We start from the raw sequence: 26,061 nt of genomic DNA, 5'->3' as shown, positions 1-26,061 counted from the left end.
CAAAATTAAAATGAACATACTACATAATATCAGTGCTATGTATACTGTTGATACAAAAGAACCTCCTTCGAAAGAAAAAGAAATTAAAGCGCTTCAGTATTTCTCAGTAATAGATGTACCTACAGAATATATAGAAATGCTTCAGCTAGCTTCAAATGTTGAAATTAATGTTAATGACCAAATGTATATTAGGATATGGGGAGCTTCGGACTGCATAGAAATGAATGAAGCTTATAAAGTGCAGAATTACCTTCTTCATTCACTCGCAATTGGTGATGATGAAGGTGGGGGTGCATTAATTTATCTACAAGGTAAAGATGGTTTTGGTATATACTATAACAGTTTTGGAAATTTGGACATGGAGGATGCAGTTAAAATTGCACCATCTTTAACCGAGTTATTAGTAAATAATGTTGGTGTGAATATCTTATTAGACATTTGAGAACATGTAGAGAATTTGGTGTTATAGTTTCATTGTAATTTGTTTTCTAATAACTATAGGGAATACAGCAAAGAAAAAATAACAATATCTATTATTAATATTCTTGGCTTAGTTTGTTAGTAAACAACCAGATACAAAAGAATACATATAAAGTATGAATAGGGATGTAGTAAAAATGACAATGATACAATTTAATTCTTATCATCAAAAAGTAGAGATAAAGAAAAATTTAGAACTTATTAACTTAGAATATAAAAAAATTAGAGAGTATGTAAATTTTGATGTATCTTCTTTTGAGCAATTAGATGAATTTCAAGTAGGATACAGCATTGACACCGATGGAAACTCCCTTGTAACCGATGAGGAAGATACTTGGGATGCAAATTGGATTGTTATTGCATATGAAACTATGTGTGGAGATCCAATTATTATTGACTTAAGTGAGGAAGGATACCCTATATCTTCACTCATGCACGGAATGGATAGTTGGAGTGGTGGCGATTTTCTTGCAGATTCCATGGAATCATTTATTAATTTTATGAAAGATATAGGTGATTTTCTAACTGAGAAACAAGTGTTAGAAGGTAAAAGAATGATACTAACTAAAGAATTGGATATATTGTTAAATGAGTTTTTGAAAAGAAATAAATTTACTGATTTTGAAATATGGCACTCTTTATTAAGTCCGTTATTTGATATTGCAGAAGAATACGAGCAAACAATGGAGAAAAAAGTAAAAAAGATGAAGGAAGAAGGAAAGAAAATAACGGAAATTGCCCACATGCTTAATATAAAACCTAAAGAAGTGTATGAGTATATTAAGAAAGTTTAATAGTGCCTCTTCACTTTAGAGAGAATAACCAGGCACGATAATGGAGCGATACAGGCAGAAAATGCTTGGATTTTTTATAAAGCCCAAACAAAAATCTGCTGAAGAAGAATCCATTTTGATCAATCTTTTTTCAAAATGGATTCTTTTTATTTATCGTAAAACTTAGGATTAAGAGTTGTTTTTGATTAGACTTTATTTCAAAGCGAGGGCATTGGGGTTTCGAGGTAGCTCTGCATGAGTAAAGATACTTACAAAAAATCAATGAAATCCAAAAGAATATCCATAAGTGAATACGGTATGGAGAAGGGGAATGAAGGACGACGGACGCGAAAGGTGGCTACAGGGATGAAGTATGGTGAAAATACTAAGTTAGTTGAGGAAGTTATCGAGTATATACAAAAGAGAAGCTTATTTGATAGGAATGATATAAAGTTACATGAATTATTACATGACATTGAAATGACTCATGATTTTGATAAAGCACAGGAATTGGCTTGGTCTCAAGATTTGGATGTTACCCAAATCATTTGGGATGATATGAAATCGGATGAAAGTGCAAAATTATTAGAAGGAACTTATAATCCTACTATGGAATCAAAAAAAGAGATGTTATATGAAGTTTTTTCTGATAACTATAATTATTATCAGGAATTTATTTCTATTGACCATATAAATATTCTTGAAGAAGTAGAAAGAGACCTTGAGATGTGTGCACTAAATCGTTTAGTAAATGGAAAAGTGGATAATTTTTATGAAAAGGTATTTAAGGTATATAAAATGGGAGGATGGCCTTGTGGATGGAAAGGTGAGTACATGAAAGGGAAAATGATTGTCTACTTACCAAATGAAAAATGAAGGCTTACATACCGACATACTTTATGAATTTCATAAACTCTATTGTGAAACGATTATAGAGAGATGACAGGCGATACGTTTAAATATCTTGATCGTTTAGGAGGGATTATTAAATGATTAATCTATTTAATATTCCAGATTTAATAGAAAAGTCAGCAGCGAATGATATTGAAATTCAAGCAGTAGAAAATCGTATGAATGTTACATTACTTAATGTATATAAGGGATTATTGAGATGTACAAATGGCTTTTCAATCGGTGGTGGGTTACTTATTTATGGTACGGAGCATATTGCAGAGAGGAACGAGGTTTGGGAGGTAGATGAGTATGCGAGGGGGTATGTCTCAATTGGTGATGACGGTGGTGGTAATGTATTTTTAATGGCTCAACATGCAGAGGAAAAAGAGGTGGTAGTAATTGATTCTGGGGACATGAATCCAAGCCATGCTACTGTAATTACCGCTGATTTTAAAAAATGGGTGAATAGTGGTTGTGTAAGTGAAATAGAACAGAAAACAATACATAAGTCATCTGATATTTGTAATATAGTTTTAGTGAAAACTCCTAATGAAGGTTTGAAAGATTTAATAAGAATAAAGAACGTATTAGGGCTTGAGATTTCCGCAATTGATTTGTTAAAGGGTTCAAAAAATTTTCCTTATATATTAGTAGAGAGATTTCCATACGGGAAGGCGAAAAAACTCATTGAAAAATTAGCAATTGATAGTACTATACTGAGTATAGAAGTGACTGGAAAAAACAGTTAATGTTAGAGGGTAGCTTTCATACGAATAGAGAAATCGATATTGATTCAAGAGATTAAATGGAGAGAGTTAAAAATGATTATAAATGATGCAGTTTTTGGTGAGATGGCTATTGTTGAGTACTTATTTGATAATGGTGCAATATTAGATGTTAGTGATCCAAATAGAAATTCACTATTCTCAGCAATTTATGATAGGCATTTTAATATTGTAAAGAATGGTATTGATATTACTGTAAAGTATACAGGGGATACTATGAAAGATTATAAAAGATATGGGAGCTTATGAATTTGCTACTGAAAGAGGACGGAAAATTGCTGAATATTTAAAAATGTACACTTGAGGTCATATATTGAGGTAATAGAAAAGCGTGGAACCCCTACATATAATGAATGTTTCAGGTTTGTTCCTTTTCTTGGGTTAAGCGGATTATAAAGGTTGAAAACTTAGGATCATATTAATTTAATTATCCAATTCATTTAAAAGGAGAAATTTATATGGACTATCAATCTGAGGTTAAGAGATTATATAGTTGTAGATTTTTAAAAAATCAATCGGAATGTGAAGAGTTTGACAGTGTATTAGAAAACTTAGCAGATTGTACTGATAAGGAACTTATTCAAGAGTTGTGTATAGTATTTGAGGATGAAACACAAGCGGAAGAGGTTATGTTTGGTCTAGTTCATTTTATTGAAAGTTTTGAAATGGAAAAATATTTAACGGAGATGCCTAAAGCTTTACCAAAAATGGTTGAGAGTGCAAAAGAGTGGGCAATGCTACTAAACATAAGAATTTTAAATAATGATTTATATAGAAGTGAGTATGCTAAAGTACTTGTAGGAATGAATCATGATATACAACTAATGATAATTAATTTACTTAATGAAATTATTGCTGATAACCCTAAAAGATTTGAGAGGACTGCCAATGAGGTTCTTAGTCAATTACAAGAAGTTCATAAAAATAAATAAGACTTGTAGAACTACTGTATTATAGATAAAACTAAGAACACCCTAGCGAAGAGCTAGGGTGTTTGTGTTATATAGTTTCACCATATGCTTCCGAATTAGGAGCAGGAGTAATCAACGAACCTTTTGTAGCGTTTCCTATAATAGAATGTAGGTGTTTAACGTTTAAATATAGGAAGAAAAACAATTAAGCTTTTATTTTATTTAAAATGGATACTTTATTAGTAGTGAATAGTAAATAATTTTGCTTTACTGTCTTAATTAAAATACGATCAGTTGTACCATATGCTGTTCCAATTCGGATTGCGCTTTTTTCTTCAACACCAGCATATGTATTATCTTCCATTACCTCAGTGATTTCACATAATGGAATATGAATTTTAGAGAATTGCCATGAAATAATTAGTTCATCTTTTGTTTTTTCGACATTAATACCTAACATGTTACCAGAACCTTTCTATAATAAAATTTTACTCTTGCTATTTTATTATAGAAATTTATAGATAATATTTCTATTTTTTTACAGGAGGTATATAATTTTATTCCTATTATAACGAATTCTACAATAGAAAATAGAACGTATATTTGGTATAATCGAAATATACTATATGAAACGATGTACATGAGTTTGAGATTTATGAAAAAAGGCAAGTAATACATAATAATAAATACGCTATAGGATTCAGTTCATGGTATACAAATCAATCGTTAGAAAGGAAAAGAAGTATGAATCAAATTTCATTCGAAGATTTATTTGAAGAAGAAAACAAACTAGAAAAGGTGGAGGTAGCTGAGATCCCCGTACCTTTATCGCCCTTACAAAAGGATATTTTAGAGTTAATTAATTCTGAAGAAATAAGTGCACTTGAGTTATGCGAACAATTAATACGAGCTGTTAAAATATCAGATGAGAGATTCACAACGAATAAGCCTAAAGCATATGGGCAAGTATGCTTACTATTAGAAGGTTTTGTTAAAGAAGAAAAGCTTATTTTTGTCAAAAATGATGAGAAAAGAGATAGAGTATATAAATTGAAAGAAGAAGATTTTAACGAATAAAATGTATAAAGTATAGTAATGAAATAAGTAAGTCCTCATATTTGTGTTGAAAGATTATTTTTACATAAGTGTGGGGATTTTTTTTGAGGGAGGATGTATGAAAGCTATATTGCTAATAATTTTACGGAGCTTTTAAATAAGTTACATGATTAATAGTGGGAAAGGATTCAAACTTATCTGGCAGTGATAAATGAAAATAGTTACATAACCTTGATCCTAATAAAGTGGAGATTAAAATGAAACCGAATAATTTTACAATCGCAATGTATCCTACAGTAGCATTTAACGAAGAAGAGATATTAAATCGTCTTTTAGATGTATTGGAGTCAAATGAAAAATTTGCTCCTACTCATTGGAGGAACTGTGAAACAGTGAAGGTAGAATATAACCGTCAGGAAATTATAGAAAAGTAATTTCGGAGCGTAGAGTATGTGAAGTTCACCTGTATCGTGATAAAACAGTGCACTAGTAACTCTAAAATCAACCATTATGTATGTTTTGGGGTTACTTGACGTTAACTCTACATCAGTAGAGTTAATAAATTATTTAAATAAAAAACTGTTAATATACAACTAGAATTAATGACGGGTTATATTCACTTAAGAATATAACCCTATTTATTAGAACCAGTAGTATATAAGGAGATTATCCCACGAGTTATTTGCAAATATTAGACGCTGTAAAAGAAAAAAATATTGACTTTTATATCATTATTGATGTTGTCCTCAATTTTCCTCATGTAGCACTTGAAAATCAGTAACAAGTGAAACAATTTTTCCTGCTTCATCGATTCCCCAATAGGAAGGATAAAATCCATCTCCATAACCTGAACGGAATATAATGATATTACTTCCTGTTTCCTCACACACCACGCAATTTCCCCAATCTTCATTATGTTCTGTTAGTATGTCATCTATAAGATCATCATACAAACTAGTAAATTCTTCTCCTAGTTCTTGTTGTAACCTGTCTTCTATTTCTTCTAACTTACCAATTGCTTCAACATCTGCAAAGCAGCCTAAGCCTGTATCAACTGGGTAACCAAAAATATATCCGTCTTCCAGTTCACTGACATTTTGTCCTGGTTTTGTTGCCATCTTCCATCCTACCGCTTTTGACTCCGACAATTTCAATTCAGCACCAGCAATGACTCCATCTTCCTTATGCCACCAAGCAACAATTGGATATGTACCTGGCTGAATTGTTTGTTCGAAGTGATTTTCATTAAAAATAAGAGGATCACAAGCGACAATTTTACCTGAAGTAACTTTCAACTGTTCTAGTGCTTCGGAACGCAGAGCCTCACTATCCGGTTTAGATAATTCACGTAATAACTTTGACATAATGTTTCTCTCCCTTTCCTTTTAAAATCTTTGTTGGTGCTGCCTCCCATATATTTTTATATGAGTTACATTTGTGTTCTGTGGTATTTCTAGCGCCTTTGTATGTTTCTATAACTTCAATATTATCGCTATGAACTTCTAAAAACTCTGCGGCATATCGTACCTGCGTTTTTCTAATATTTCCGCAACATATTCTTCATGCGTTTTACGTTTTCGGATATATTGCCCCGTACAAGTGTAGATAGAACAAACCTTTATTCATTGAAAAATATAACAAATGAATTTGACTTTAAAATTAGACCCAGTGTTGAGGATGTAAATAATAATCCACCCGTTGATTATATTATTTTAAGGGTGAAAATGCATTAATTAAAAATTCAATAAAAGAAGATCGAACTAGATAGTCTTTCTAGATTAATCTTCTTATTTTATATTCTCAAGGGATATCCCACTTCACTGCGACTCATTGCAATATGTCTACTTCTGTGACACATTACACAATTGTACAGAGATAATGAAGTAATATGAAAAAAAATATAAAGATTTAAATTTAATCCTATATATTTTTTATAAATTCTAAAAGTAAATCCCTTATTTTTGGTATGATTGACAGAGACTATTTAATTTCTTATGAATATTCTTGAAAAGGAAGTCATGCTGTATGAAATCAATAAATGTAAATGGGAATATATATTATATTGAATCTGTTCCTTTTGAAGATAAGAGTGAGCAGGATGAAGAAGGATACTACGAATATTTTTACAAAGGAGTCAATTTATCGTTTCACTCGGACAAAGAAATAATTAAAGCCCGAATTTATGACGACGAAGAAATAATATATTTCTTAAAAAATCCATTTCTTGCTTTTGGTAAAGATTTTGAAGCTATAAAAGTATATATAATTAAAGAATATGATGTAAATAAATTTAAAATTCCAGGTGAAAAAAAGCCTATATAGAATTATAGCTATAATTCTATATAGGCGTTACCATGACCAATTATAATAAAACAGGAAAACTCACAAAGTACTTATGCCTGTGGGCTATGAAAGGAATGTATTCGAAATTGAGTAAATCAAGTGAAATAAGTAGATTTGAAAATAGATTCTCAGAAAATGTGATTGAAATAGCAGCTGTCACAGGGGCATTAGGAATCGGTGCATCAAAAGGCGGTGACAACATTTTGTGGACTGCGTCAATTGATTTGATTGCGTGGAAAGAAAAGACTTACATAACAATGAAACGATTAGAAAAGAAGACATACGACTGGCATGGTTGGTTGATGATGCAATTAGTTATTTCGGATAAACGTGATGTGATTTGTTAGGAGGTGAAGTTAAATGAGAAATGATTTAACATGGCCAGTACCGGATGAGACAGTTTCAGCAGAATATATAGACAATGTGGGAAAAGGGATAGGGTATATATTTCCAAGTGACTATGTAGAATGTGCTACAAATAATAATGGTTCAGCTGTATTACCTTATAAATTTGAAATAGATACGATAACAAAGGCATTTGGAACTTTACTTTCTTATGATGTAGATAGTAGAGAATATATCGTTAAAGTATATAACCAGTATATTTCTACTCTACCAAATGAATTGGTGCCATTCGCATTTGACCCAGCAGGAAGTTTAATCTGCTTTGATTATAAAAATCATAAAGAAGATCCAATTGTCGTCTTTTGGGAACATGAGGGGGCATGGGAAAAGGAAACATTGATGGAAAGTGAAGGGATTACGGCTGAGGAAGCAGAGGAAAGAGCAAGAGAAAATGTATACCATATTGCTAATAATTTTACGGAGTTTTTAAATAAGTTACATGATTAATAATATTATTCATATGAAATGGTTCGTATAAATGTAAGCAGCAATAAAAGGAGAGAGAATGATGGACTTAGAGCATTTAAAAAAAGATATTTGGTATGGAAAAGTTTCTAATCATACAATTGAAACTCTTAAGTCTAACTTAAGGGATAGTGCAACAGAGACAGAATCCTTTATTTTAATTAACGAATTGTTAAAGTTAGGTGATTTCTCCGTAAAGGGGTTACTAATTGAACTTATGAATAGTACTCGAAATGAGCTTGTTTTGCATTTATGCACTAGACTATTTTGTTCAGTAGCTACTCATGATGATTTATTAGAAACGAATAATTTGAAATTCCTTTCAAGTGCTTCAGAGGATGGAGTTCATAATTTTGTAGTAAGTGCTAGTGAAACTCTTTCATATCATGTAGTACCATATCTTTTAGCATTACTAGAAGAGTGGGAAGATACCTTTGTTGAAAAAGCTATAAGAAATGAACTTTCATGGATGCTTGGAATTAAGGACGAGTATTATGAAGTATCGTTAGAAGAATTTAATGAAGCTTATTCTAAATTTATCGAAAATAACGATACGCAAGAATACTATTATCGTAATAGACTATCTTTTCCTGGAGATTTGGCAAAGGAGTTAGTTTCGGAAGTTATGAGTTCTTTAAGAGATAGAACTACTTATAATGTTGTTACTATACCTTCCGTTTTATCAATTTGGAGTGGAATCAAATGTCCTATTCAATACGATACGATAATAACAAATGAAAAAAATAGAGAGTTGATGTCATATATCGATGTTTTAACAAAGAAAGAATGGAAGATTGGTAAAAAGTATTTTTATGGACATGTAGTCGTATAAGAAAGCAATATACGAGTAAAATCGAATACAGAGTGTATGATATACAGGAGGATAAAATGATCTCACCACAAGATTTTTTAGTGAATTGGAATGAAGAAATATACGGTTTAATTCATTATAATGAAAAAATCATTCACTCGTTTTCCTTCTCGAAAGAAACGAAAGACTTCTTAATTAAAGCAGGTTTTCCCGAGTCTGCTCCTCCATTTCTTACATTTGAATCTGCGGATAACGGTGGCGGGATAAGGTTGAGCAAGATACAAAATGAATTAGGTACGATGTATGATAAGTTTATATATTTTGGATTTACTGGTAGTGGGAATCCAATCTGTATTGATGAATCTAAATCACAACTCGTATATATAGATTATGACAATGAAAATAAAGTCGTTCTTATAAATAGTACGATAGAGAAGTTTGCAGAATCTTTACTTGTCTATGTGGAATTTATAAAAGAAGTAAAGGCTGCCAATGGAAGAAAGGCTTATATTGAAAAAAATATACCTGAAGATTTGGTGGAGTGGATTTCTAGTGCACTTCAAGAAATTGATGCAGTTGCTTTAACGGAAGGATGTTTTTGGACAGAAGAACTAGGGAGTTTTAGTGAATAAGTGTAGATAATACTAGATGGTATTTTTAGTGTGGGAAAAATAAAAATACATCTAGTAGCCCAATTAAATCTTAAAAGACATAAACACATCAAGAAGGTGAAAAAATGATATTACCAGAGGATTTTCGGGAGAAATGGGATGTTAATAAAGATGGCCCACTCATTACATTTCCTGAAAAAGAATTAATAAACAAAAACTTTTCAGCTGAAGTGAAACGATTTTTGTCTATAGGAGGCTTGCCAGAAACACCGCCACCATATTTAGAATTTACTTCATCTCAGTCTTTCGTAAGGTCTATTATAAATGTATTTCATATGCCAGAAGAGTTTCGAAAATATTGGTATTTAGGAACAACAAGTTCTGGAGATCCAATTTGTATAATTGAAAAACAAGAAAAAATAGTATTTCTAAATAATAGTGATGCGTATAAAGAAGTGTTTATGAATTCTTCTATACAACAATTTGCAGCATGTTTATTAGTATATTCAAAAATGATTGATAAGGCAGTAGAGATAAATGATAAATGGTGAGGATGCCTTTATCGATAATAATATACCAGATTGTACAATAAGTTGGTTGAAGGAAGAAGTGAAAAAAATTGATGATAAGTGTATGGAAAAGGGTTCTTTTTGGTGTATGGAAATTGAGAGCTTATATGAATAATTAGAAGTGAAAGAAAAGAATAAATGGAGTACAAAGAAGAAAGTGACCGTATTTGGACTGATATTCTTTGTATTTATTGGATTATCTATTATCGAAGGGTATCAGAATAGTAAACTAGTTGAAGAAGGTACATCATTACATGCAGAAATTGTAGGTAGGCATGTAGAGGAGGAATTCATATTTACACACCCAACATTAGTAGTTGAGGTAGACGGTAAAAAGCATAATGTATGGGTAAGTGAAGAGACATATAACGGAGCAGAGTGGTTAGGTAGACTAAAAGTCATCAAAACAAAAGATGGTAAAGTGGAGAAAGACCCTAGATATGAGGGTGAAGACTTAATCACGAGTTATTAAGGGACAAGATAAGGTTCCTATAGTGGTAGAAAGAAATGGTTCACTATTTGTTTTAAATAATGTAAGTGGAAAGAACGAATTCGAGGATTTCGAACGTGGTTGTTTATAGAGGTTTCGAATAGTTTAAATGAGTTGATTTCTAGTTTGAGATTACAAAAATAGTAAAGTGAAGAATGTTTATATGAATTATAGACCGGCTAGAGGGGCGTGGAAAAGTGGAATATAGTGGAATGGCTTCAGTTTGGTTTGGAATTTCTAAATCACTCCAAAATCTTGAGGAGTATGTCGATATAGATTACACGATAGATGGTGATTCAGTTCATTCAAAGTTTGGGACGAGCTTTGAATTCGGTTATTATGATGAAGATAATATTGAAATTTGTTTTTATAAGAATAATAAAAGGGAAATTGAACATATTTTAAATGATTTTTCTTATAGTGAACGAATTATTCCTAAAATAAAAAAGCTAGTAAATGGAGATAGTTTAGCGAACGATATTAACTTTGCTATTGTTCTTTATGATTTTAAATATAATGAAGTGAAAAGAGAGGATATGTTTGATGGTTTAGAGGTTACATTTATTGGTTCTATGCCGTACAGGTAGTTTGCAGGAAGCTGCAAATTCATTTCATAAACACATGGATAAACCTTGTAAAGGAGGGATACAAATGCATGCTTTGCCAAATCGTTTAGAAGAAGTCTTGGAAGAAGATATATATAAACGGGAAGATAAAGGTCAGGTGAATGAAGTAATAAATAGGTTAGGTGTAGAAGTGTCTAATACATTTAGAGAGTTTTATTATCGATTTGCAGGACCTTTTTGGGACGAGCACGTTCCTTATGAATTACTTGATATTATAGATGAAGAGAATAATATTGAATATTACACAATTATTGCTCGAAAGGAACATGGATTTCCTAATAAGTATTTAGTTTTAACGGAAATGACAGCAAATGCTGCATTGGTCCTTGATAGTGTAACTGATAAAGTTTACTCAGTAAATTTTGAAGGTGGAGATGAATTACTTTTAAATGGAGAATTAAAGGAGAGTTGGCCAACGTTTTATATGTTTTTGAAAGAATATTTCAAATGTTAAGTGTTGATGGGAGTTAACAATAAGCAGGGCCACCTTAGTAATAAGTGCGAGAGGAGTGACGGATAAATGACAATGAACGATTCAGTTTTTGGAGAGATTGAATATAATTATGCTTGGGGTAAGCGTATGCTTATAACTTTTATAGGCAATGTAACTGAGATTGATTTGATGATAGATGGTGAAGAAGATGAGATGTTTGATGAAGGGCAGTATGTAGCGTATCAATCATTAATAAAAAATTGGGAAGAGGTACAAACAAGTTTACTACAGTCTATATTAGGCTATTACAAACAAAGGAGATGTGAATTGGGATATGATATTGGAGTGCAAGAAAATTATCCATTAGTTGAAACAACTGATCAAATACTAGAGATGATCGGTTTAGAGGGTATTGTTGTTCCGTATGCAGATATTACGGAAGGGCGAGAGGTTGGAATTACATTTAATTGTACGTGGGATATAGAAAATGGTGTAGGAGTTCGATTATTAAATGAAAAGGTAATGGAAGTAGGTTATCAGGATATTATTTTTTAATATAAGTTAAAAGTAAATGAGGGGATATATAACCTGAATGAAAAAGGTATCAATCTTTATCAGATTGACACCCTAATACGAATCTTTTTTAACACCTTACATACTTACGCTTAAAACCAAGTCTTCCTCTATCAAGTTCTTTCTGAATACTCTCTGTAGCATTTAACAAACTGCTTTTTTTCTTATCACGTTTGATTTCAACTATACCAACTTCTTTTGCAGTCTCAACTGCCTTTTCGTGTAGTGGTACATATGAAATTGCCACGGTGTTTAGGAAATTATTCATAGCGGATTTTGTTCGTTCTGGAGAATGATGAATTGTATCTTTCACCATTTCAAGCATATCGGAAATTTTACTTTCGGAAAATTCATTGTCTTTGCGATTTCCTAATAGCCAACAGTAGCAACTCCAGCCGGCAGACATTTTAAGCTCGTCCCCACTTGCAATCCATTTATCAGCAACATCTTGTGCGATATTTGACTCCGATAAAGTTACTGCCACCACATAATCAGATAGCATATAAAAATATGCCCCGTCTATCCAGCGATCAAAATCAGACTCACTCATAGCTTTTGGATCGGCAATAATACCTGCAAAGTACATAGCATCGTAGTTGCCTGTGGCATAAAGTTCTTCAGCTAATTCTTGATTTAATTTTATTTTTTTAGCGATTGGTTTCATGGCACCTGTAGCTACTCCGAATACTGGCTCATGCGCACCGTTAGATATGTATATTTTTTTCGTTCGTTCCTTACCTAGAGCTTCAAGTTCTTGCATAACTGTTTTAAGATCCATAGTTTTGCAACTTCCTTTCTTCATGTGAAAGCCTTTTTAAGCTTTTCGTATTTCATATGTTAATACTAATTGTATTCAAAAGGTATGTCTACTTTCTAAAAGTATCGAAACTTGGTTTGAATTGTAGATGAAATAAAGAGCTAATTAAAAGAATGGTATAATATAGAAAAAATAAGTGATGAAAATTAAATAGGGGGAATTTAATTGGAAATAAAATTGAATCGATTATATAGAGAGATAGCGGAAACGGTTCATGCCATGATTCCAGAAGAATGGGAGAAATTTTATTTTTATGCACAAATATCAGAAGATGGAGGGGGAACTTACTTTTTCTATAACAACTTCAGAAATAAAGAAAATTATAAGTATAGTGTAGAAATTCCTTTTAAATACGAAGTTGATGAAGAGGAGTTTGAAAGGAAAGAAGATTTTTTATATAAATTGAGTAAGGAATTAAGAAATGTTTTCAAAGATAATCAGCAAGAGCTTTGGTACTCTTTTACAATGTCTCTGGAACATAGTGGGGAATTTAACATGCATTTCGATTATACAAATTGGTTCGATACAGAATATAGTTTTAGTGATCAGATGATTATTTGGAAACATAAATACTTAGGTGAAGTACCAATTGATGAAAATGATAAAGCGCTAATTCATAAGTATGACAATGAATTTCCGAATAATCCTATTTGACTGAAAGGAAAGAAGAAATGGTTTTTATAAAAATCATGAATTTTAAAGCGTAAGTTGAATGAGAATATATATTCATAATGGAGGACGCTATTAATGGAAGTACACGGAATGGTTTCAATATGGTTCGGTAATATGCAAACGCAAGATCAGTTGGATACATATATAGATGTTACGTATGATGAAGAAGGAGACTCTATACCAGCAAGATTTTTTGTTGATTTTAATATTGATATGATTGATGTAGATGAAGATTTTATTGAAAAGGAAGTGTTAGAAGAAGCGAGTGATGACATTTCTATGTTATTAACGGGATGTTCATATGATGATAAAATACTTTCTCGAATTAAGGAAGTAGTTAAATTAAATAAATCCTATAATTCTATCGTTTTAATTTATAATTTTCAATATGACAATTCAGTAAGTAATTGTGAAGGTTTTAATTTTGTAACTGCTACAAGTTATCTATAGTTAGAAGTAAAGTACAGTAGAATAAAAATGATTTGTATAGTTTTTCCAATAAATATTTGGTATGATGGTGAATGGGAAAAATATACAAGTTGTTAGTTTTTCAAAAAAGGGGGATTGAATTGAAAAGAACGCCTGAATTTGTATTAGGTTTAATTGGTGGCATTTTGGGAATTATTATTTCTATAATATTAATAGTTGTAGCGTTTAATATTATGGAAGGTGTTGATTACGAACTTTTAGCTTATTACTCTATTATTTTAACGGTTCAAATAGGGTTGTTCATTTTATCGTGTTTAGTAAACAAGGTTAATAATAAAGTTTATGGAGTTTGTATGATTGTGATTCCTATAGTTATGTTATTTATGTCATTATTCTTTTTACTTATTCCGACAATTTTACAAATTATATCTGGTTCATTTGCATTTAGAACATTAAAGTTAGAATCGAATGTAAGCTAAATATAATTATTAACGTCTGAATATTCGGTTTTTTAAACGTTTTCGTTTGCAGTTCAAATTAACATAAAGCACAAAGTTGTATGCTTTAGGAGGAGAAATAAATGATTATTTGGTCTGGTTGGGGTTTTTTAGTCGCAATTATTGTAATTATTAATACTCTTTTGGGTAAGGCTATCTTTGGATCTATAACGGGGGACGCTACATATTTTCAAGACCATAGTTGGCCAATGGCGGTAATGTTTATTATATCAGGGGTTATGTCTTGGTATTTAGGTAAATATATTAATAAGCCAGATGGTAAAGTTTATATAGATGCCGAAACTGGTGAAAAAGTTATGTTTAACAAAAAACACTCGCTATTTTTTATAAAAATGGAATATTGGGGACCAATTTTAGGAGTTATTGCAGTTGTAACTTTAATTACAAGATAAAAAAAGAGGATGGGTATAGTAAGAGTAATCTATTCAAGTAGAAGGAGAAATCAGTCATGAATGCAAAGAAACTACTAGGGGTAGCAGTTCCGGTCATGTTGTTATTTGGTTGTGGAGTTTCTGAGAAAACGAACACTTCTAAACAGGAGAAAACGGAAGAGTCTAAAGTAAAAGAATCGAAGTCTAATAGTAAGAAAGAAAAAGTTTCAAAGGAAGACTATCCTAATAAAGTGTATAAATTAGGGGTAGAGTTTGATAAGTTGTTTGCGGAGCATAACAATATTACAAGAGAGGTTTTTGACGGTAAGAAAAAGAAATCAGATATAGTAGATAGTGTGAAAGAATTAAATAAAGTGTTAGATAAATTTGAGTCGATAGATCCCCCTGCAGAGTATGTAAATCAACAAAAGGATTTTGAAAAAGCAATTGGTTATTTTAGAGAGTCTTTTTCTTTAATAAATGAAGTATTCACCCGAAAAGAAAAAAGAGAAAAAGGCGATAAGACTGATAAAGAGTTAATGGAGAAATCCGAAAAGTTAGTGAAAGAAGGAGATATTTACTGGCTTAAGGCATTCAAAGATCTTGAAGGGGATATTAAAATCGGTGACGGTACAGTATCTGTGAAAGATTTGAAAGAGTTAGATAAGAAAGCTGGAATTAATACGGATAACGTTATGAAGAATGTGAAAGATGGTACGGAATTAATCGGTAATTGGGGATTCAAAGGAACAGACGGTTTCATTATGTCACTTATTCTAAAAGGTGATAAGACATTTGAAACGTATGGTAAAGGTGAGTATCCAAATAAAAAGAATTATATTGAAGGCACTTGGGAATATGATAAGGAAGCTTTTACAATCTATTTACATCTCAATAAACGTTTAGTAGACGGTGTAGAAGATACAATTCAAAAAAAGAAAATAGCATATAAAGTTCAAGATTATGATGGGGAAAACTTGCAATTATTTAATGAGACGTCATTTCATACAATTAAGTATGTGAAGCAAAGTTAAAGTTATGTAGGACTAGGTTTAAATGGCCTAGTCCTTCATTAAAGAGTGGGTATGTAAAGAATATGTTATCTTTCGTTCTGTTTACTTAATATCATGTTATTCTTTAATAGAGTAATAAATGGAGTTTTGCATTAAATATATGAGGTTGGTTACAAATGATAAAGAAATTTACTAGATTAGTATTAATAGTGGTTATCCCAATCAGTCTTATTACAGGTTGTGGGACTGCTGAAAAAACTGAAGCACAAAAGCCGAAAGCGGTACAAACGGAGAAAAAGGACTATATGGATTACTCATATGGTAGCAAAGGTATATTAGTAAGTGGCAAAGCGAAAGAACGGCAACAATACGAGATTGGATATATGGATGATAATAAATTAATTGGGATTGATGAAAATATTGAAGACTGCATTATTTTAGATAATAAAGATGAAGCAGGTCTCATTTGGAAACAAATAGAGCGAGGATCTATTATTGAAGTGCAATACGGTAAGGATCGCAATGATATCGTAGGCGTGCAATTCGTAGGAGATCGTGAGTCATATGAAATTAGTGATAAGTTTGATCGGAATACGATAAATGAGATTGTTGAAAACGTTAAAGGGAATTTGTAATAGATGTATTTCGATAGTATAGGATCTCTTATTATGAAATTGTATGCCAGTTATTTGTCTAAGTTTAAATTGATTATTTTGACGGTATTTGTAATTAGTTGTAAAATAATGTTTGTTGATGAATTTTATAAAAAGTATGTTAGATGAAATTCATCTGTAGGGATGACATATAAATATTTTCTTAATGGGTATAAAATATGATAATTTAAATATATGAATAAAAAGAAAATGCATTAAAAGTACATAGTAGATTCATATTTTAAAAAATTAATGTGACAATAAAGGGAGGTTGAGATACATACACGGCGGGAATGTGTATGTATCTATTATAATAATGAATAAGACAATCAAACAACAAGTAATCGCACTATCAACAAGTCTAGTGATTTTAGGGAGCGTACCTTTATCAGCATCAGCAGAAGAGATCAACAAATCTCAAACTGATCAACTTAATATTGCCCAAGGAGAACACGGAACGAGCGGATTAAATTATTCTAATTTCAAGTTGGAAGTTCCTGATCATGTACAAATTAACGAAGCAGAAGTATCTGAAAATGAAAAAATGCTTTTAGAAGAATATAAGCATAAACATGATGAAACAGAAGAATTAAACAAAATGCAGGATGCTAAGAAGGGACAAGTAGCAGAAAAGGAAGCTATTTCAAACATTGAAAAGGCATTTGAATCTGTAGATGGTCGAAATGATGGATCTGATCGTCAAATGAAACCTGTTGCAAAGCCAAGAGGTATTCAATATAGTGCACAGAGTACGAAGAAATATGGAACACTTGCAGGAGTTCCATTTGTGGAGTGGATTGTTCCAGCAGGAAATCCTGATATTCGTCCTGCGAATCCGATGAAAGCACGTTACATTACAATCCATGAGACCGCAAATACAGCCGCTGGTGCTAATGCTGAAAATCATGCGAAATATTTATACAAGCAAGCAACTGAAGGCACTTTCCGAACAGCTTCATGGCATTTTACTGTAGATGATAAACAAATTTATCAACACTTACCAACAAACGAAAATGGTTGGCATGCAGGAGATGGAGATGGTTCAGGAAACAGGGAGTCTATCGGTATCGAGATTGCGGTTAACCAAGACGGTGATTACAATAAAGCGTTAGAAAATGCAAAACGACTTGCAGGTTATTTAATGAACAAAGAAGGAATTGGTGCAGATCATATATACAAGCATCAACAATGGAGTGGGAAAAAATGTCCTGACATTTTAATTTCACGAGGTAATTGGGCTGGTTTCGTACAAGGAATTCAGTGGTATGCAAATATAAATGCGCAGATTGATACGCCTTTACAAGATAAAAATGACTCATTTAATCCAAATGAAAATAATCCAGCTGAACCTAGCATGGAACTAGTGGTAAATGGTAGTGGCATCAATGTACGTAGTGATGCGGGCATTGAACATCGTGTTGTACGTAAAGCTTCAAACGGAGATCGTTACAAAGTATTAGCGGTTAAAAATGGTTGGTATAAAGTAGGTAATGGAGAATGGATTTTCTATGACCCAAGTTGGATTAAAATTAACTACAATGTACCAAAGGAAGAAGTACAAAAGCCTAAGGAAGAAGTACAAAAAACAAAAGATGATATTACAGGTGGATGGTTTGAAGGGCATATTCGTAAATTAAACAGTCTAGGTATTATGCAAGGCGAAGGCAATGGTGTATTTGCTCCATATCGAAATGTAACGAGAGCGGAGTTTGCGAAATTAATCTCGAATGCTCTTAAACTACCAGAGGGAAATAAGTCATTTGTAGATATTAATGAGGCACATCCATCACTTCATGACGGTATTAAACGTTGTGCAAGTGCAGGAATTATTAATGGTCGTGGTGAAGGGATTTTTGATCCTAACGCACCAATTACTCGTGAAGAAGTATCTATTATGATTGACAAAGCATTACGATATAAAGGAATTACAGGTGAGTTAGTAGCATTACCATTTACAGATAAGCATTTAATAACATACAAAGAATCGGTTCAACGATTATACAGTTTAAAGGTAGTTAATGGTATTGGAAATAATGAGTTTGATCCTCGAGGCACAGCAACTCGTGGTCAGGCGGCTGCCTTTATTGTGAAGATGTTAGATTCAATGCAAAAATAAAATGAAACTTTAATCAGTGAGGGCCACTCGCATTGCAATCAAGCAGTTTATTCACCAAATTTTGAAATGAGAGTTTTACTGCCCGCAAATAGCAGAAGAAATTGTATGTAGAAGCTGACATTGGTAGAAGTAAAAAATAAGAAGAATTTGAAAGGAGCTATCCAAAATAATAATTTGGAATAGCTCCTATTTAGTAGGAAGAATAATTGTATTTGATAGATTGTAATGTAGAATGCCCTTCCAAGCCCCTCATAAGCCCCTACCAAGTAATAAATCACTAAGAAAAAACAAAAGCAAAAACAAAAACAACTACAAGAACAAAACAAGCGCGAAAAAATGAAACCGGCGTTGTAGTAGTAAAAAAATTGTAATTCGAATGCTAAAACCATTCCCGCATTCCTATCTTTATAATGAAGGATTAAAATTTTCCTATTTACTAGCAAAGAGTGGAGGGAAACATATGGCGGTATACCGTAATGTGCAGGTGAACTTTTGGCAAGATGAATTCATATTAGATTTAACGCCAGAGGAGCGTTATTTTTACATATATTTGTTAACTGGTACGAAAACGAAGCAATGTGGTATCTACATATTACCGAAGCGTGTGGCAGAGCTTGAAACAGGTTATAGTATGGAGACTGTTGAGAAGTTGCTAAACAGGTTTGTTGAGTATGGAAAGATTCTATATGATACGGAAACGAAAGAGGTATTCATAATAAATTGGTTACACTATAACCCTATTTCAAATACGAATGTGGAGAAGTGCGTATTACGTGAGTTAAAGACTATAAAAAGTAATGAGTTCATACATATATTTTTACGTAAATGCCTTGAAAAAGAATACAAGATTCCATTAGTACTGCAGCATTTTGGTATGCCAAAAGAAGAGGATAATAGTAGTTCACAAGTAGTTATTGAAGAGAAAGAAGAAGCGGAAGAGATAGAGGTGGAAACCATAGAAGAGGACGTTCCAAATAGTGAAGTTTATAAGTTTTATGAACAAAATATTAGTAGTTTATCCCCATATATTGTGAAGGAATTGAAGAATTGGATACAAAGACTTTCTGGAGAGAAAGTGTTAGAGGCACTTAAAATTGCGTTTGAAAATAATAAGAAAACGTTAGCTTATGTGAAGGGGATTTTGAGGAATTGGTGTAAGAAAGGACGAGTAGATTTTAGTGAAGGAATGCATAGGAGAGAAGTATTTGGTTCGTATGATCCATAGTTTGGATAAGGATTTTTTCTAGTCTAAAAGGTTCTTTTACTATAGAAGCGAATAGTGTGAGAAAGGGGTGGTTATATGGAAGTCGTTATAAAGAAGAAACGAAAAAGGGGAAAAAGAATTTTTATTTGGGCTAGTAGTATCGTTCTTTTGTTAGTTATTTCCGCTGCGATTTTTTTGAACATATATACGCTGAAATCTATGCCAAAGATAGATGGAACGATAAAGCTAGAGGATTTACAACAGGCTGTTACGGTGAAGCGTGATAGTAAAGGTGTACCGCATATTAGATCGGAAACTGCACATGATTTATATTTTTCACAAGGATATGTGCAAGCGCAAGATCGTTTGTTTCAAATGGACTTAAGTAGAAGACAAGCTTCTGGTATGTTAAGTGAAGTTGTTGGGGAAGCAGCTGTTGACCGAGATAAATTGTTTCGAACACTCGGTTTACGGCGAGCGGCCGAAGCTTCAGTTAGTCAATATAATGGAGAAGCGAAAGATGCCCTGCAGTCATTTGCTGATGGGGTGAACGCTTTTATACGTGAGGCGAAAAAGGAAAAGAAATTACCAGTTGAGTTTACTATATTAGGTTATGAACCTGCTGAGTGGTCAATTGTTGATACTTTAACGATTGGGAAGTATATGGCGTTTGACTTAGGAGGACATTGGCACGGACAGGCATTTCGATATTGGGCGCTGAAAAATCTTCCGAAAGAGCAAGCGAATGAGCTATTTCCTGCATATCCGAAAGATGCTCCTAGATTTCTAGCTGAACTGAAAAATACAAATGTGGACGTAGCACAAAGTTTTTCAAAAACGATAATTCCGCCGGAGTTTAACGGTAGTAATAACTGGGTTGTGAGCGGTGAGAAGAGTGCGTCAGGTAAGCCAATTTTAGCAGATGATCCTCATTTATCTCTTGCGACGCCTTCTATTTGGTATCAAACGAGACTTGAAATGAAAGGTTTAAATGTGAGTGGCGTTATTTTCGCTGGAGTACCAGGTGTTATATTAGGACACAATGACAAAATAGCGTGGGGTGTTACGAATACAGGGCCTGATGTGCAAGATTTATATATTGAGAAGAGAAATCCTAATAATGAAAATGAATTTCTGTATAACGATAAATGGGAGAAAGCTACCGTTGTAGACGAGTCTATTAAAGTAAAAGGCGGGAAGACAATTCCTTATAACGTTACGATTACGAGGCATGGACCAGTAATTTCAGAGTTTGCGGATAAGGGGAAGGAGAAAACGAAAACAGTATTCTCTTTAAAGTGGACAGCTTTAGAACCGTCAGCTGAGTTAAAAGCTGTATTAAATATGAACAAAGCAAAAGACTGGAATGAGTTTGAAACCGCTCTTCAAGATTTTCATACACCAACCCAAAACTTTGTGTTTGCATCAAACGACGGCACAATTGCTTATAAAGCGAATGGAAATATACCAGTGCGTAAAAAAGGTGATGGTAGCTTACCTGTTCCAGGATGGACAGATGAATATGAATGGGAAGGGTATATCCCGTTTGATCAACTTCCAAAAGTAATTAATCCAAAACAAGGGTTTATTTCAACTGCGAATAATAAAATTGTTGATGATGATTATCCGTATCATATTAGCAATACGTGGGCGCAGCCATATAGGCAAATGCGTATTCAAGAATTTTTGCAAGAGAAGGAAAAGTATACGGTGAAAGATTTAGAAGAGTTACAGATGGATCAAAAGAATTTATATGGGAAAGAGTTTACTCCTATATTTTTAAAAGAGTTAAATAAAGCATCTTTAAATGAGGTAGAGAAAGAAGGCGTAGACCAATTAACAAAGTGGAATTTTTACGATAGTAAAGATGAAGCAGCACCATTAATATTCCATTTGTTAATGAAAGAGATTTCAAATACGTTATTTTCAAAAGAAATACCGAAAGATGTAATGGAGTTATTTGAAGGGAAGTCACAAGTTGTTGATGAATTGATTCGAAAAGAAGTAGCGGGAGAAAATAGCGTTTGGTTTACGAAGTACGGAGGTTTCACAAAAGTTGTGCATACATCGTACGAGAATGTAATGAAGAAATTGCAGAAGGAATATGGACCCGATATTGGAGAGTGGAGGTGGGGCGATTACCATCAACTCGCTTTTACACATCCAATTTCGAAATCATCGAGTATGTTAGCATTACTCGCTTTTAATCGTAAGAAACCAGTTCCGATTGGTGGGAGCCAAGTTACCGTGCAAGCAGCGAGTTACGGCGAAAACGGCATTGTAAATCACGGGGCGTCTTGGAGATTCATTATTGATACGAAAGATATGTCAAACGGTTATCATATCGTAGGGCCAGGACAGTCGGGCCATTTTAGAAGCGATTGGTATCATGATCAAATAGATGATTGGGTAAATGGCACGTATCATACGACTACATTGAATACGGAGGGGATAGAGGGGAAGGTGCTAAATTTAGAACCGAAGTGATAGGGTGTTTTTGTTTGTGGAGGGAACTAGTAATACTCTTTTTGATAATGAAAGCTTATCATTTAGAACATAACCCAGTTCTTAAATAATTTTAACAGCCAGCCTACTATCATTTAATTTGATAGTAGGCTGTTTCCATCTTCGAAATACGCTGTAGCAACTTCTTCAGGATTACGATTATTTCCACATGCTGTAAGTGCTGTAACTAATAAAGTCATTACAACTATTAACATGATCATTCCAGTTTTGAGGGGAATTAGTTAACAAAGACTAGGTATTATTTGCAACAGAACTGTTCCTCTATCCCCCTTGTTTCATCATTTTTCTAGGCCAGCCAACTTGACAAATGTTTTTTTATCAAACTACAATGAAAATCATTATCAATAATATAGGGAGGATACTTTGGTCAATAAATGAAAAACAATATATTTATAGGTTAATAATCAGATTTTGTTAAGTTGTATGTACTATTTTTAGTTTAGCGTTTCCCAGAATGTACACCAATTAATCTCGCGAATTACAAGAAAACTATTATTGAAATGAGGCGTGTATTGTGAAGTTAGACGTGAATGAGTTAGCAGAGTATCTTGCCAATACTCCTTTCCGAGTAGAAGGAGTATATCGTTATGCTAAAAATCCAGGTGTGCCTTTTGCTGAGTCTACAGATTCTTTCCCAGGATTTGTATTTCCAATTACAGGGAAGACGCAATTTCAATTTAATGGTACGCCGTATACTCTTTCCCCAGGAAAAGTTATACATGGGGGTGCAAAAATGACATTAGCCCATAAAATGCTTGGTGAAATAAACTGGGAATATATTCTTGTTTTATATCGGATAAGCAATTCAGAACGAGAAGACTCTGGCTTTACTCATCAGCATTTTGAATTATTAACAGGACAATCTCCTCGTCTTGTCGAATTACTTATGCGTCTTTGGGATGTATATAATCAGCGTGGAGGCATTTCGATGTTTCAGACCGAAATGCTGTTTCGCGAAGCGTTGAATGAAGCTTTATTAAGTGTTTTCAATAGAGAAAGCAATTATGAGTCGCATACTTTATTCGAACGAATATCTAGTTACGTTCGTAAATACTATTATAAAGATATTACAATTCATACACTTACAGAACAAAATAATGTTAATCGAAATCGTCTTTCTTACGTGTTTAGAAAGCATGCAGGTATGGGGGCAGCAGAATATTTATTGAACTATCGTATAAAGATGGCTCAAAAAATGTTATGTACAAGTGATGTGCCTGTACAACAAATTGCGCAGGCTGTTGGAATCGCAGACCCTTTTTATTTTAGTAGAGTTTTCAAGAAGCGAGTTGGCATTTCGCCTACTAAATATCGCGAGAAGTTCATCAATAATCCATACTAATGTCAACATGGGTCCATTCTTATTTGAAAATCACTGTTCTATACTTATGGAGAGTTAAAGGAAACATTGGATTGAAAGTACTTTCATTGAAATCACTCCTTTGTACTATCTGAATGAAAAGTTCTGGCCGGAGCATTTTCTTTTTAAGCGTAATAACGACTTTTTTACTTATATTACTGTAATATAGTGGAATTTGAAAGTGAGGAGGGATTATTATCCATTACCAACCTATTAAACTAAATGACGAGTTATCTAAAATTAACGATTATTGGTATCCACAAGTGATTGGTGAAATGAATGACGATCAAATTCAGCTTTTTAAAGCTAATGGAGATTTTATATGGCATGAGCATCCTAATACAGATAAGCTATTTATTGTGCTTGAAGGGGAGATGTTCATCGATTTTCGTGATGGACAGGTGAAAATTTCTAAAGGCGAGATGTTTATTGTCCCGAGAGGCGTTGAGCATAAACCTTTCACTGAAAAGGAATCCCATATCATGTTGGTAGAGCCTAAAAGGGAAATGGATTGATAATTGTAAAAAGATAAAAAAGGAGCGGAAATCCGTTCCTTTTTTATTTATCTTACTATTTTTAGGAGCTTAGTATGAGTAAGATGTGAATAAAGGATGAATAGCATTTTTATCAATAAAAATTTATTGGATTTTTTGTGGAATATATATGAAACGTTGTATAAAATAATCAAGAAAGCCAAAAATTATAGGGGGAAAGTTGTGAAGAAAAATAAGAGTTTAATAAGTTTTTTAGGAGTGTTTCTTATGTTGTTTTCTTTTTGTTTTCAAGGAAATGTACAGGCAGATGTAAATACTGTTCAATCTGGAAAAATCAAATCAGGAAACGTAACAGTATGGGAAGTTGGAAATGTAGCGAAAGTATTAGCGGATGTAGAGCGCTTAAATTTAAATACAGTAAATGTACCGATTCAAGTAGATATCCCAAATGTGACTTCTACTAACATGGTAATTAATCAAGCGCAAAAGCAACAAGCTATTATTTTAATTCAAGAATTATTAAAGCGTAATATTCAAGTTATAGTGGAACCGTTCCCGTATATTCAGCAGGGGAATGTTGGAGAGACAGAATGGAACCCAAGTAACATTAATGATTTCTTCTGGAATTGGAAGACGGTTATTCTGCAAGATATTTTTAATTCCATTACAAGTAAATACAATGTGTATGGACTAAAGATTGCTTCTAATTTCGTGAATATGGAGTATGCAGAAGGATACTGGAGCGATACAATTGATTTTGTTCGTAATCAGTATCAAGGAAATGTTTTGTATCAAATGAACTGGTGGTTAACAGCAAGCTGGGACCCTTCTTATGAAGCGAAGTTTAAAGAGAAAATCAATCGCCCGTATTTAAAAAAGGTGGATATTGTTAGCATAGACAGTTGGTTTGAAGTTTCAGGAAAAAGAAATCCAACATATGAAGAAGTGAAGCAAAGTTTATTTGCGACAACAGTATATAATCGTGGGCAAAATGTTGTTCAGCAATTGGAACAATTACATAATGCAACAGGAAAGCCAGTTTACTTCGGTGGATTTAACGTTCCAGCACGTGAACTTGGATTACAAAATCCATGGAATCCAGATGTTTCAAATGTGTTTTCGAAAGATGTACAATTAAATGGATGGCGTGCTTACCGAGATGTATTAGAATCGAAACCATATTTTAAAGGTTTTTCAATTTGGTTTATTGGCTCTAATGATAGTACACATGCGTATCAAATACATAGTAAAGAAGCAGAGACAGTTATTAACGGGTGGTACCGAAAATAATTTTTATAAAATAGGTAAGTTTTAAAGTTTACTACATATATTTTTAGTGAAAGGCCTTTCACCATCTTATCACCTAGGGGGCAATCATAATGAAATTTTTGTCTTACCTTACAGTAATTTTGGTGATTCTTGGCGGTTTGAATTGGTTATTGGTAGCGTTAGATTACAATGTAGTTGAGAAATGGTTTGGTTCTATGCCGGCGCTTGTGGACACTATTTATTGGCTCATTGGTCTTTCTGCTATTTATCAAATTTTTGATCGGTTCTTTACGAACGACTAGCTATTATTCTTTCATTATTAGAGTGTTAAGTACGATTATGTACTTAACACTTTTTTATATGTCCATAAAAAAGTCTGCACTTGCAAGCGATT

29 protein-coding genes and 6 pseudogenes are annotated in these 26,061 nt (G+C 32.9%); 32 read left to right on the top strand and 3 right to left on the bottom strand.

Going from position 1 to position 26,061, the window contains the following annotated elements; translation table 11 throughout:
- The first annotated feature begins 10 nt into the window (after positions 1–10).
- From MR112_RS18600 to MR112_RS18575, 6 genes and pseudogenes are all read left to right on the top strand, one after another.
- Positions 11–442: an SMI1/KNR4 family protein gene (locus MR112_RS18600; RefSeq protein WP_078186758.1), complete on the top strand. Its 432-nt coding sequence runs from the start codon at positions 11–13 to the stop codon at positions 440–442.
- A gap of 175 nt (positions 443–617) precedes the next feature.
- Positions 618–1,274, top strand: coding sequence for an SMI1/KNR4 family protein (locus MR112_RS18595; RefSeq protein ID WP_242245203.1), 657 nt, complete (start codon positions 618–620; stop codon positions 1,272–1,274).
- 345 nt (positions 1,275–1,619) lie between these two features.
- A complete protein-coding gene (locus tag MR112_RS18590; RefSeq protein ID WP_098915041.1) occupies positions 1,620–2,129 on the top strand; it encodes a cytoplasmic protein in 510 nt (169 codons plus the stop codon).
- Positions 2,130–2,242: 113 nt separating this feature from the next.
- Positions 2,243–2,896, top strand: coding sequence for an SMI1/KNR4 family protein (locus tag MR112_RS18585; RefSeq protein ID WP_078186760.1), 654 nt, complete (start codon positions 2,243–2,245; stop codon positions 2,894–2,896).
- An 87-nt stretch (positions 2,897–2,983) separates the two neighbouring features.
- Positions 2,984–3,236, top strand: a pseudogene (locus tag MR112_RS18580) (ankyrin repeat domain-containing protein); the annotation flags it as partial.
- A gap of 154 nt (positions 3,237–3,390) precedes the next feature.
- Positions 3,391–3,864: an Imm30 family immunity protein gene (locus tag MR112_RS18575; RefSeq protein WP_078186761.1), complete on the top strand. Its 474-nt coding sequence runs from the start codon at positions 3,391–3,393 to the stop codon at positions 3,862–3,864.
- A 184-nt stretch (positions 3,865–4,048) separates the two neighbouring features.
- Here the strand turns inward: MR112_RS18575 and MR112_RS18570 are convergent, their stop codons facing one another.
- Positions 4,049–4,303, bottom strand: a complete 255-nt coding sequence (locus MR112_RS18570) for a SunI/YnzG family protein (RefSeq protein ID WP_025708727.1) — start codon at positions 4,301–4,303, stop codon at positions 4,049–4,051.
- 284 nt (positions 4,304–4,587) lie between these two features.
- Here MR112_RS18570 and MR112_RS18565 point away from each other — a divergent pair, with 284 nt between their 5' ends.
- Both MR112_RS18565 and MR112_RS18560 read left to right on the top strand, forming a co-directional pair.
- Positions 4,588–4,920 (top strand): DUF3895 domain-containing protein, encoded by a 333-nt coding sequence (locus tag MR112_RS18565; RefSeq protein ID WP_242245202.1) that lies wholly within the window; start codon positions 4,588–4,590, stop codon positions 4,918–4,920.
- A 236-nt stretch (positions 4,921–5,156) separates the two neighbouring features.
- Positions 5,157–5,386 (top strand): annotated as a pseudogene (locus MR112_RS18560) (hypothetical protein); the annotation flags it as partial.
- A 259-nt stretch (positions 5,387–5,645) separates the two neighbouring features.
- On the opposite strand, the gene MR112_RS18555 reads toward MR112_RS18560, so the two are convergent.
- Positions 5,646–6,263 (bottom strand): DUF4241 domain-containing protein, encoded by a 618-nt coding sequence (locus MR112_RS18555; RefSeq protein ID WP_074555360.1) that lies wholly within the window; start codon positions 6,261–6,263, stop codon positions 5,646–5,648.
- Positions 6,264–6,924: 661 nt separating this feature from the next.
- Here MR112_RS18555 and MR112_RS18550 point away from each other — a divergent pair.
- The 11 genes and pseudogenes from MR112_RS18550 to MR112_RS18500 all read left to right on the top strand — a co-directional run bounded on the left by MR112_RS18550 (position 6,925) and on the right by MR112_RS18500 (position 12,207).
- Positions 6,925–7,221 carry a hypothetical protein gene (locus MR112_RS18550; RefSeq protein WP_002024464.1) on the top strand — a complete coding sequence of 99 codons (297 nt, stop codon included), beginning with the start codon at positions 6,925–6,927 and terminating at the stop codon, positions 7,219–7,221.
- A gap of 86 nt (positions 7,222–7,307) precedes the next feature.
- Positions 7,308–7,552, top strand: a pseudogene (locus tag MR112_RS18545) (DUF7021 domain-containing protein); the annotation flags it as partial.
- Positions 7,553–7,602: 50 nt separating this feature from the next.
- Positions 7,603–8,094 (top strand): SMI1/KNR4 family protein, encoded by a 492-nt coding sequence (locus MR112_RS18540; protein WP_078186525.1) that lies wholly within the window; start codon positions 7,603–7,605, stop codon positions 8,092–8,094.
- 61 nt (positions 8,095–8,155) lie between these two features.
- Positions 8,156–8,944 (top strand): Imm47 family immunity protein, encoded by a 789-nt coding sequence (gene imm47, locus MR112_RS18535; RefSeq protein WP_130055583.1) that lies wholly within the window; start codon positions 8,156–8,158, stop codon positions 8,942–8,944.
- Between the two features lie 56 nt (positions 8,945–9,000).
- On the top strand, positions 9,001–9,555 hold the full coding sequence (locus MR112_RS18530) for an SUKH-4 family immunity protein (protein ID WP_048525241.1): 555 nt from the start codon (positions 9,001–9,003) through the stop codon (positions 9,553–9,555).
- Positions 9,556–9,659: 104 nt separating this feature from the next.
- A pseudogene (locus MR112_RS18525) lies at positions 9,660–10,218 on the top strand (SUKH-4 family immunity protein).
- A gap of 3 nt (positions 10,219–10,221) precedes the next feature.
- Positions 10,222–10,575: pseudogene (locus MR112_RS18520) on the top strand (hypothetical protein); the annotation flags it as partial.
- A gap of 7 nt (positions 10,576–10,582) precedes the next feature.
- Positions 10,583–10,737 (top strand): annotated as a pseudogene (locus MR112_RS18515) (SecY-interacting protein Syd); the annotation flags it as partial.
- A 53-nt stretch (positions 10,738–10,790) separates the two neighbouring features.
- Positions 10,791–11,180, top strand: coding sequence for an immunity 22 family protein (locus tag MR112_RS18510; protein WP_242245201.1), 390 nt, complete (start codon positions 10,791–10,793; stop codon positions 11,178–11,180).
- Between the two features lie 64 nt (positions 11,181–11,244).
- Positions 11,245–11,673: an SMI1/KNR4 family protein gene (locus MR112_RS18505; protein WP_000543093.1), complete on the top strand. Its 429-nt coding sequence runs from the start codon at positions 11,245–11,247 to the stop codon at positions 11,671–11,673.
- Between the two features lie 66 nt (positions 11,674–11,739).
- Entirely contained in the window at positions 11,740–12,207 is a 468-nt protein-coding gene (locus tag MR112_RS18500; RefSeq protein WP_074555345.1) for a DUF6985 domain-containing protein, read from the top strand.
- A gap of 88 nt (positions 12,208–12,295) precedes the next feature.
- Here MR112_RS18500 and MR112_RS18495 read toward each other — a convergent pair whose 3' ends face one another.
- Positions 12,296–13,003, bottom strand: coding sequence for a DNA alkylation repair protein (locus MR112_RS18495; RefSeq protein ID WP_000364669.1), 708 nt, complete (start codon positions 13,001–13,003; stop codon positions 12,296–12,298).
- A 204-nt stretch (positions 13,004–13,207) separates the two neighbouring features.
- Here MR112_RS18495 and MR112_RS18490 point away from each other — a divergent pair, with 204 nt between their 5' ends.
- From MR112_RS18490 to MR112_RS18430, 13 genes are all read left to right on the top strand, one after another.
- Positions 13,208–13,696 (top strand): antitoxin YezG family protein, encoded by a 489-nt coding sequence (locus MR112_RS18490; protein ID WP_000403547.1) that lies wholly within the window; start codon positions 13,208–13,210, stop codon positions 13,694–13,696.
- Positions 13,697–13,789: 93 nt separating this feature from the next.
- The gene (locus MR112_RS18485) at positions 13,790–14,164 is read left to right on the top strand and encodes an immunity 22 family protein (RefSeq protein ID WP_000451794.1); all 375 of its coding nucleotides are present in this window, start codon (positions 13,790–13,792) and stop codon (positions 14,162–14,164) included.
- Positions 14,165–14,283: 119 nt separating this feature from the next.
- Positions 14,284–14,622, top strand: a complete 339-nt coding sequence (locus MR112_RS18480; RefSeq protein WP_000831724.1) for a DUF4064 domain-containing protein — start codon at positions 14,284–14,286, stop codon at positions 14,620–14,622.
- A gap of 101 nt (positions 14,623–14,723) precedes the next feature.
- A complete protein-coding gene (locus MR112_RS18475; protein ID WP_000587854.1) occupies positions 14,724–15,053 on the top strand; it encodes a hypothetical protein in 330 nt (109 codons plus the stop codon).
- Between the two features lie 56 nt (positions 15,054–15,109).
- The gene (locus tag MR112_RS18470; RefSeq protein WP_000992202.1) at positions 15,110–16,066 is read left to right on the top strand and encodes a DUF3994 domain-containing protein; all 957 of its coding nucleotides are present in this window, start codon (positions 15,110–15,112) and stop codon (positions 16,064–16,066) included.
- 155 nt (positions 16,067–16,221) lie between these two features.
- On the top strand, positions 16,222–16,680 hold the full coding sequence (locus MR112_RS18465; RefSeq protein ID WP_000591637.1) for a hypothetical protein: 459 nt from the start codon (positions 16,222–16,224) through the stop codon (positions 16,678–16,680).
- Positions 16,681–17,014: 334 nt separating this feature from the next.
- Entirely contained in the window at positions 17,015–18,814 is a 1,800-nt protein-coding gene (locus MR112_RS18460) for an S-layer homology domain-containing protein (protein WP_031312946.1), read from the top strand.
- Between the two features lie 376 nt (positions 18,815–19,190).
- Positions 19,191–20,039, top strand: a complete 849-nt coding sequence (locus MR112_RS18455) for a DnaD domain-containing protein (protein WP_242245200.1) — start codon at positions 19,191–19,193, stop codon at positions 20,037–20,039.
- A 75-nt stretch (positions 20,040–20,114) separates the two neighbouring features.
- Positions 20,115–22,505 (top strand): penicillin acylase family protein, encoded by a 2,391-nt coding sequence (locus MR112_RS18450; RefSeq protein WP_242245199.1) that lies wholly within the window; start codon positions 20,115–20,117, stop codon positions 22,503–22,505.
- A gap of 553 nt (positions 22,506–23,058) precedes the next feature.
- Positions 23,059–23,886: a helix-turn-helix transcriptional regulator gene (locus tag MR112_RS18445; RefSeq protein ID WP_000762815.1), complete on the top strand. Its 828-nt coding sequence runs from the start codon at positions 23,059–23,061 to the stop codon at positions 23,884–23,886.
- A gap of 293 nt (positions 23,887–24,179) precedes the next feature.
- Entirely contained in the window at positions 24,180–24,419 is a 240-nt protein-coding gene (locus MR112_RS18440; protein WP_000997182.1) for a cupin domain-containing protein, read from the top strand.
- 201 nt (positions 24,420–24,620) lie between these two features.
- Positions 24,621–25,688: a glycoside hydrolase family 113 gene (locus MR112_RS18435; protein ID WP_242245198.1), complete on the top strand. Its 1,068-nt coding sequence runs from the start codon at positions 24,621–24,623 to the stop codon at positions 25,686–25,688.
- Between the two features lie 89 nt (positions 25,689–25,777).
- Positions 25,778–25,969 (top strand): DUF378 domain-containing protein, encoded by a 192-nt coding sequence (locus tag MR112_RS18430; RefSeq protein ID WP_000670805.1) that lies wholly within the window; start codon positions 25,778–25,780, stop codon positions 25,967–25,969.
- The last annotated feature ends 92 nt before the right edge of the window (positions 25,970–26,061 follow it).

Source organism: Bacillus cereus group sp. BfR-BA-01330 (assembly GCF_022663885.1).
In the GTDB taxonomy this organism is placed as follows: Bacteria; Bacillota; Bacilli; order Bacillales; family Bacillaceae_G; genus Bacillus_A; species Bacillus_A cereus.
The sequence above is the reverse complement of the archived record's forward strand: the minus strand, read 5'-3'. Positions and strand labels throughout refer to the sequence as shown.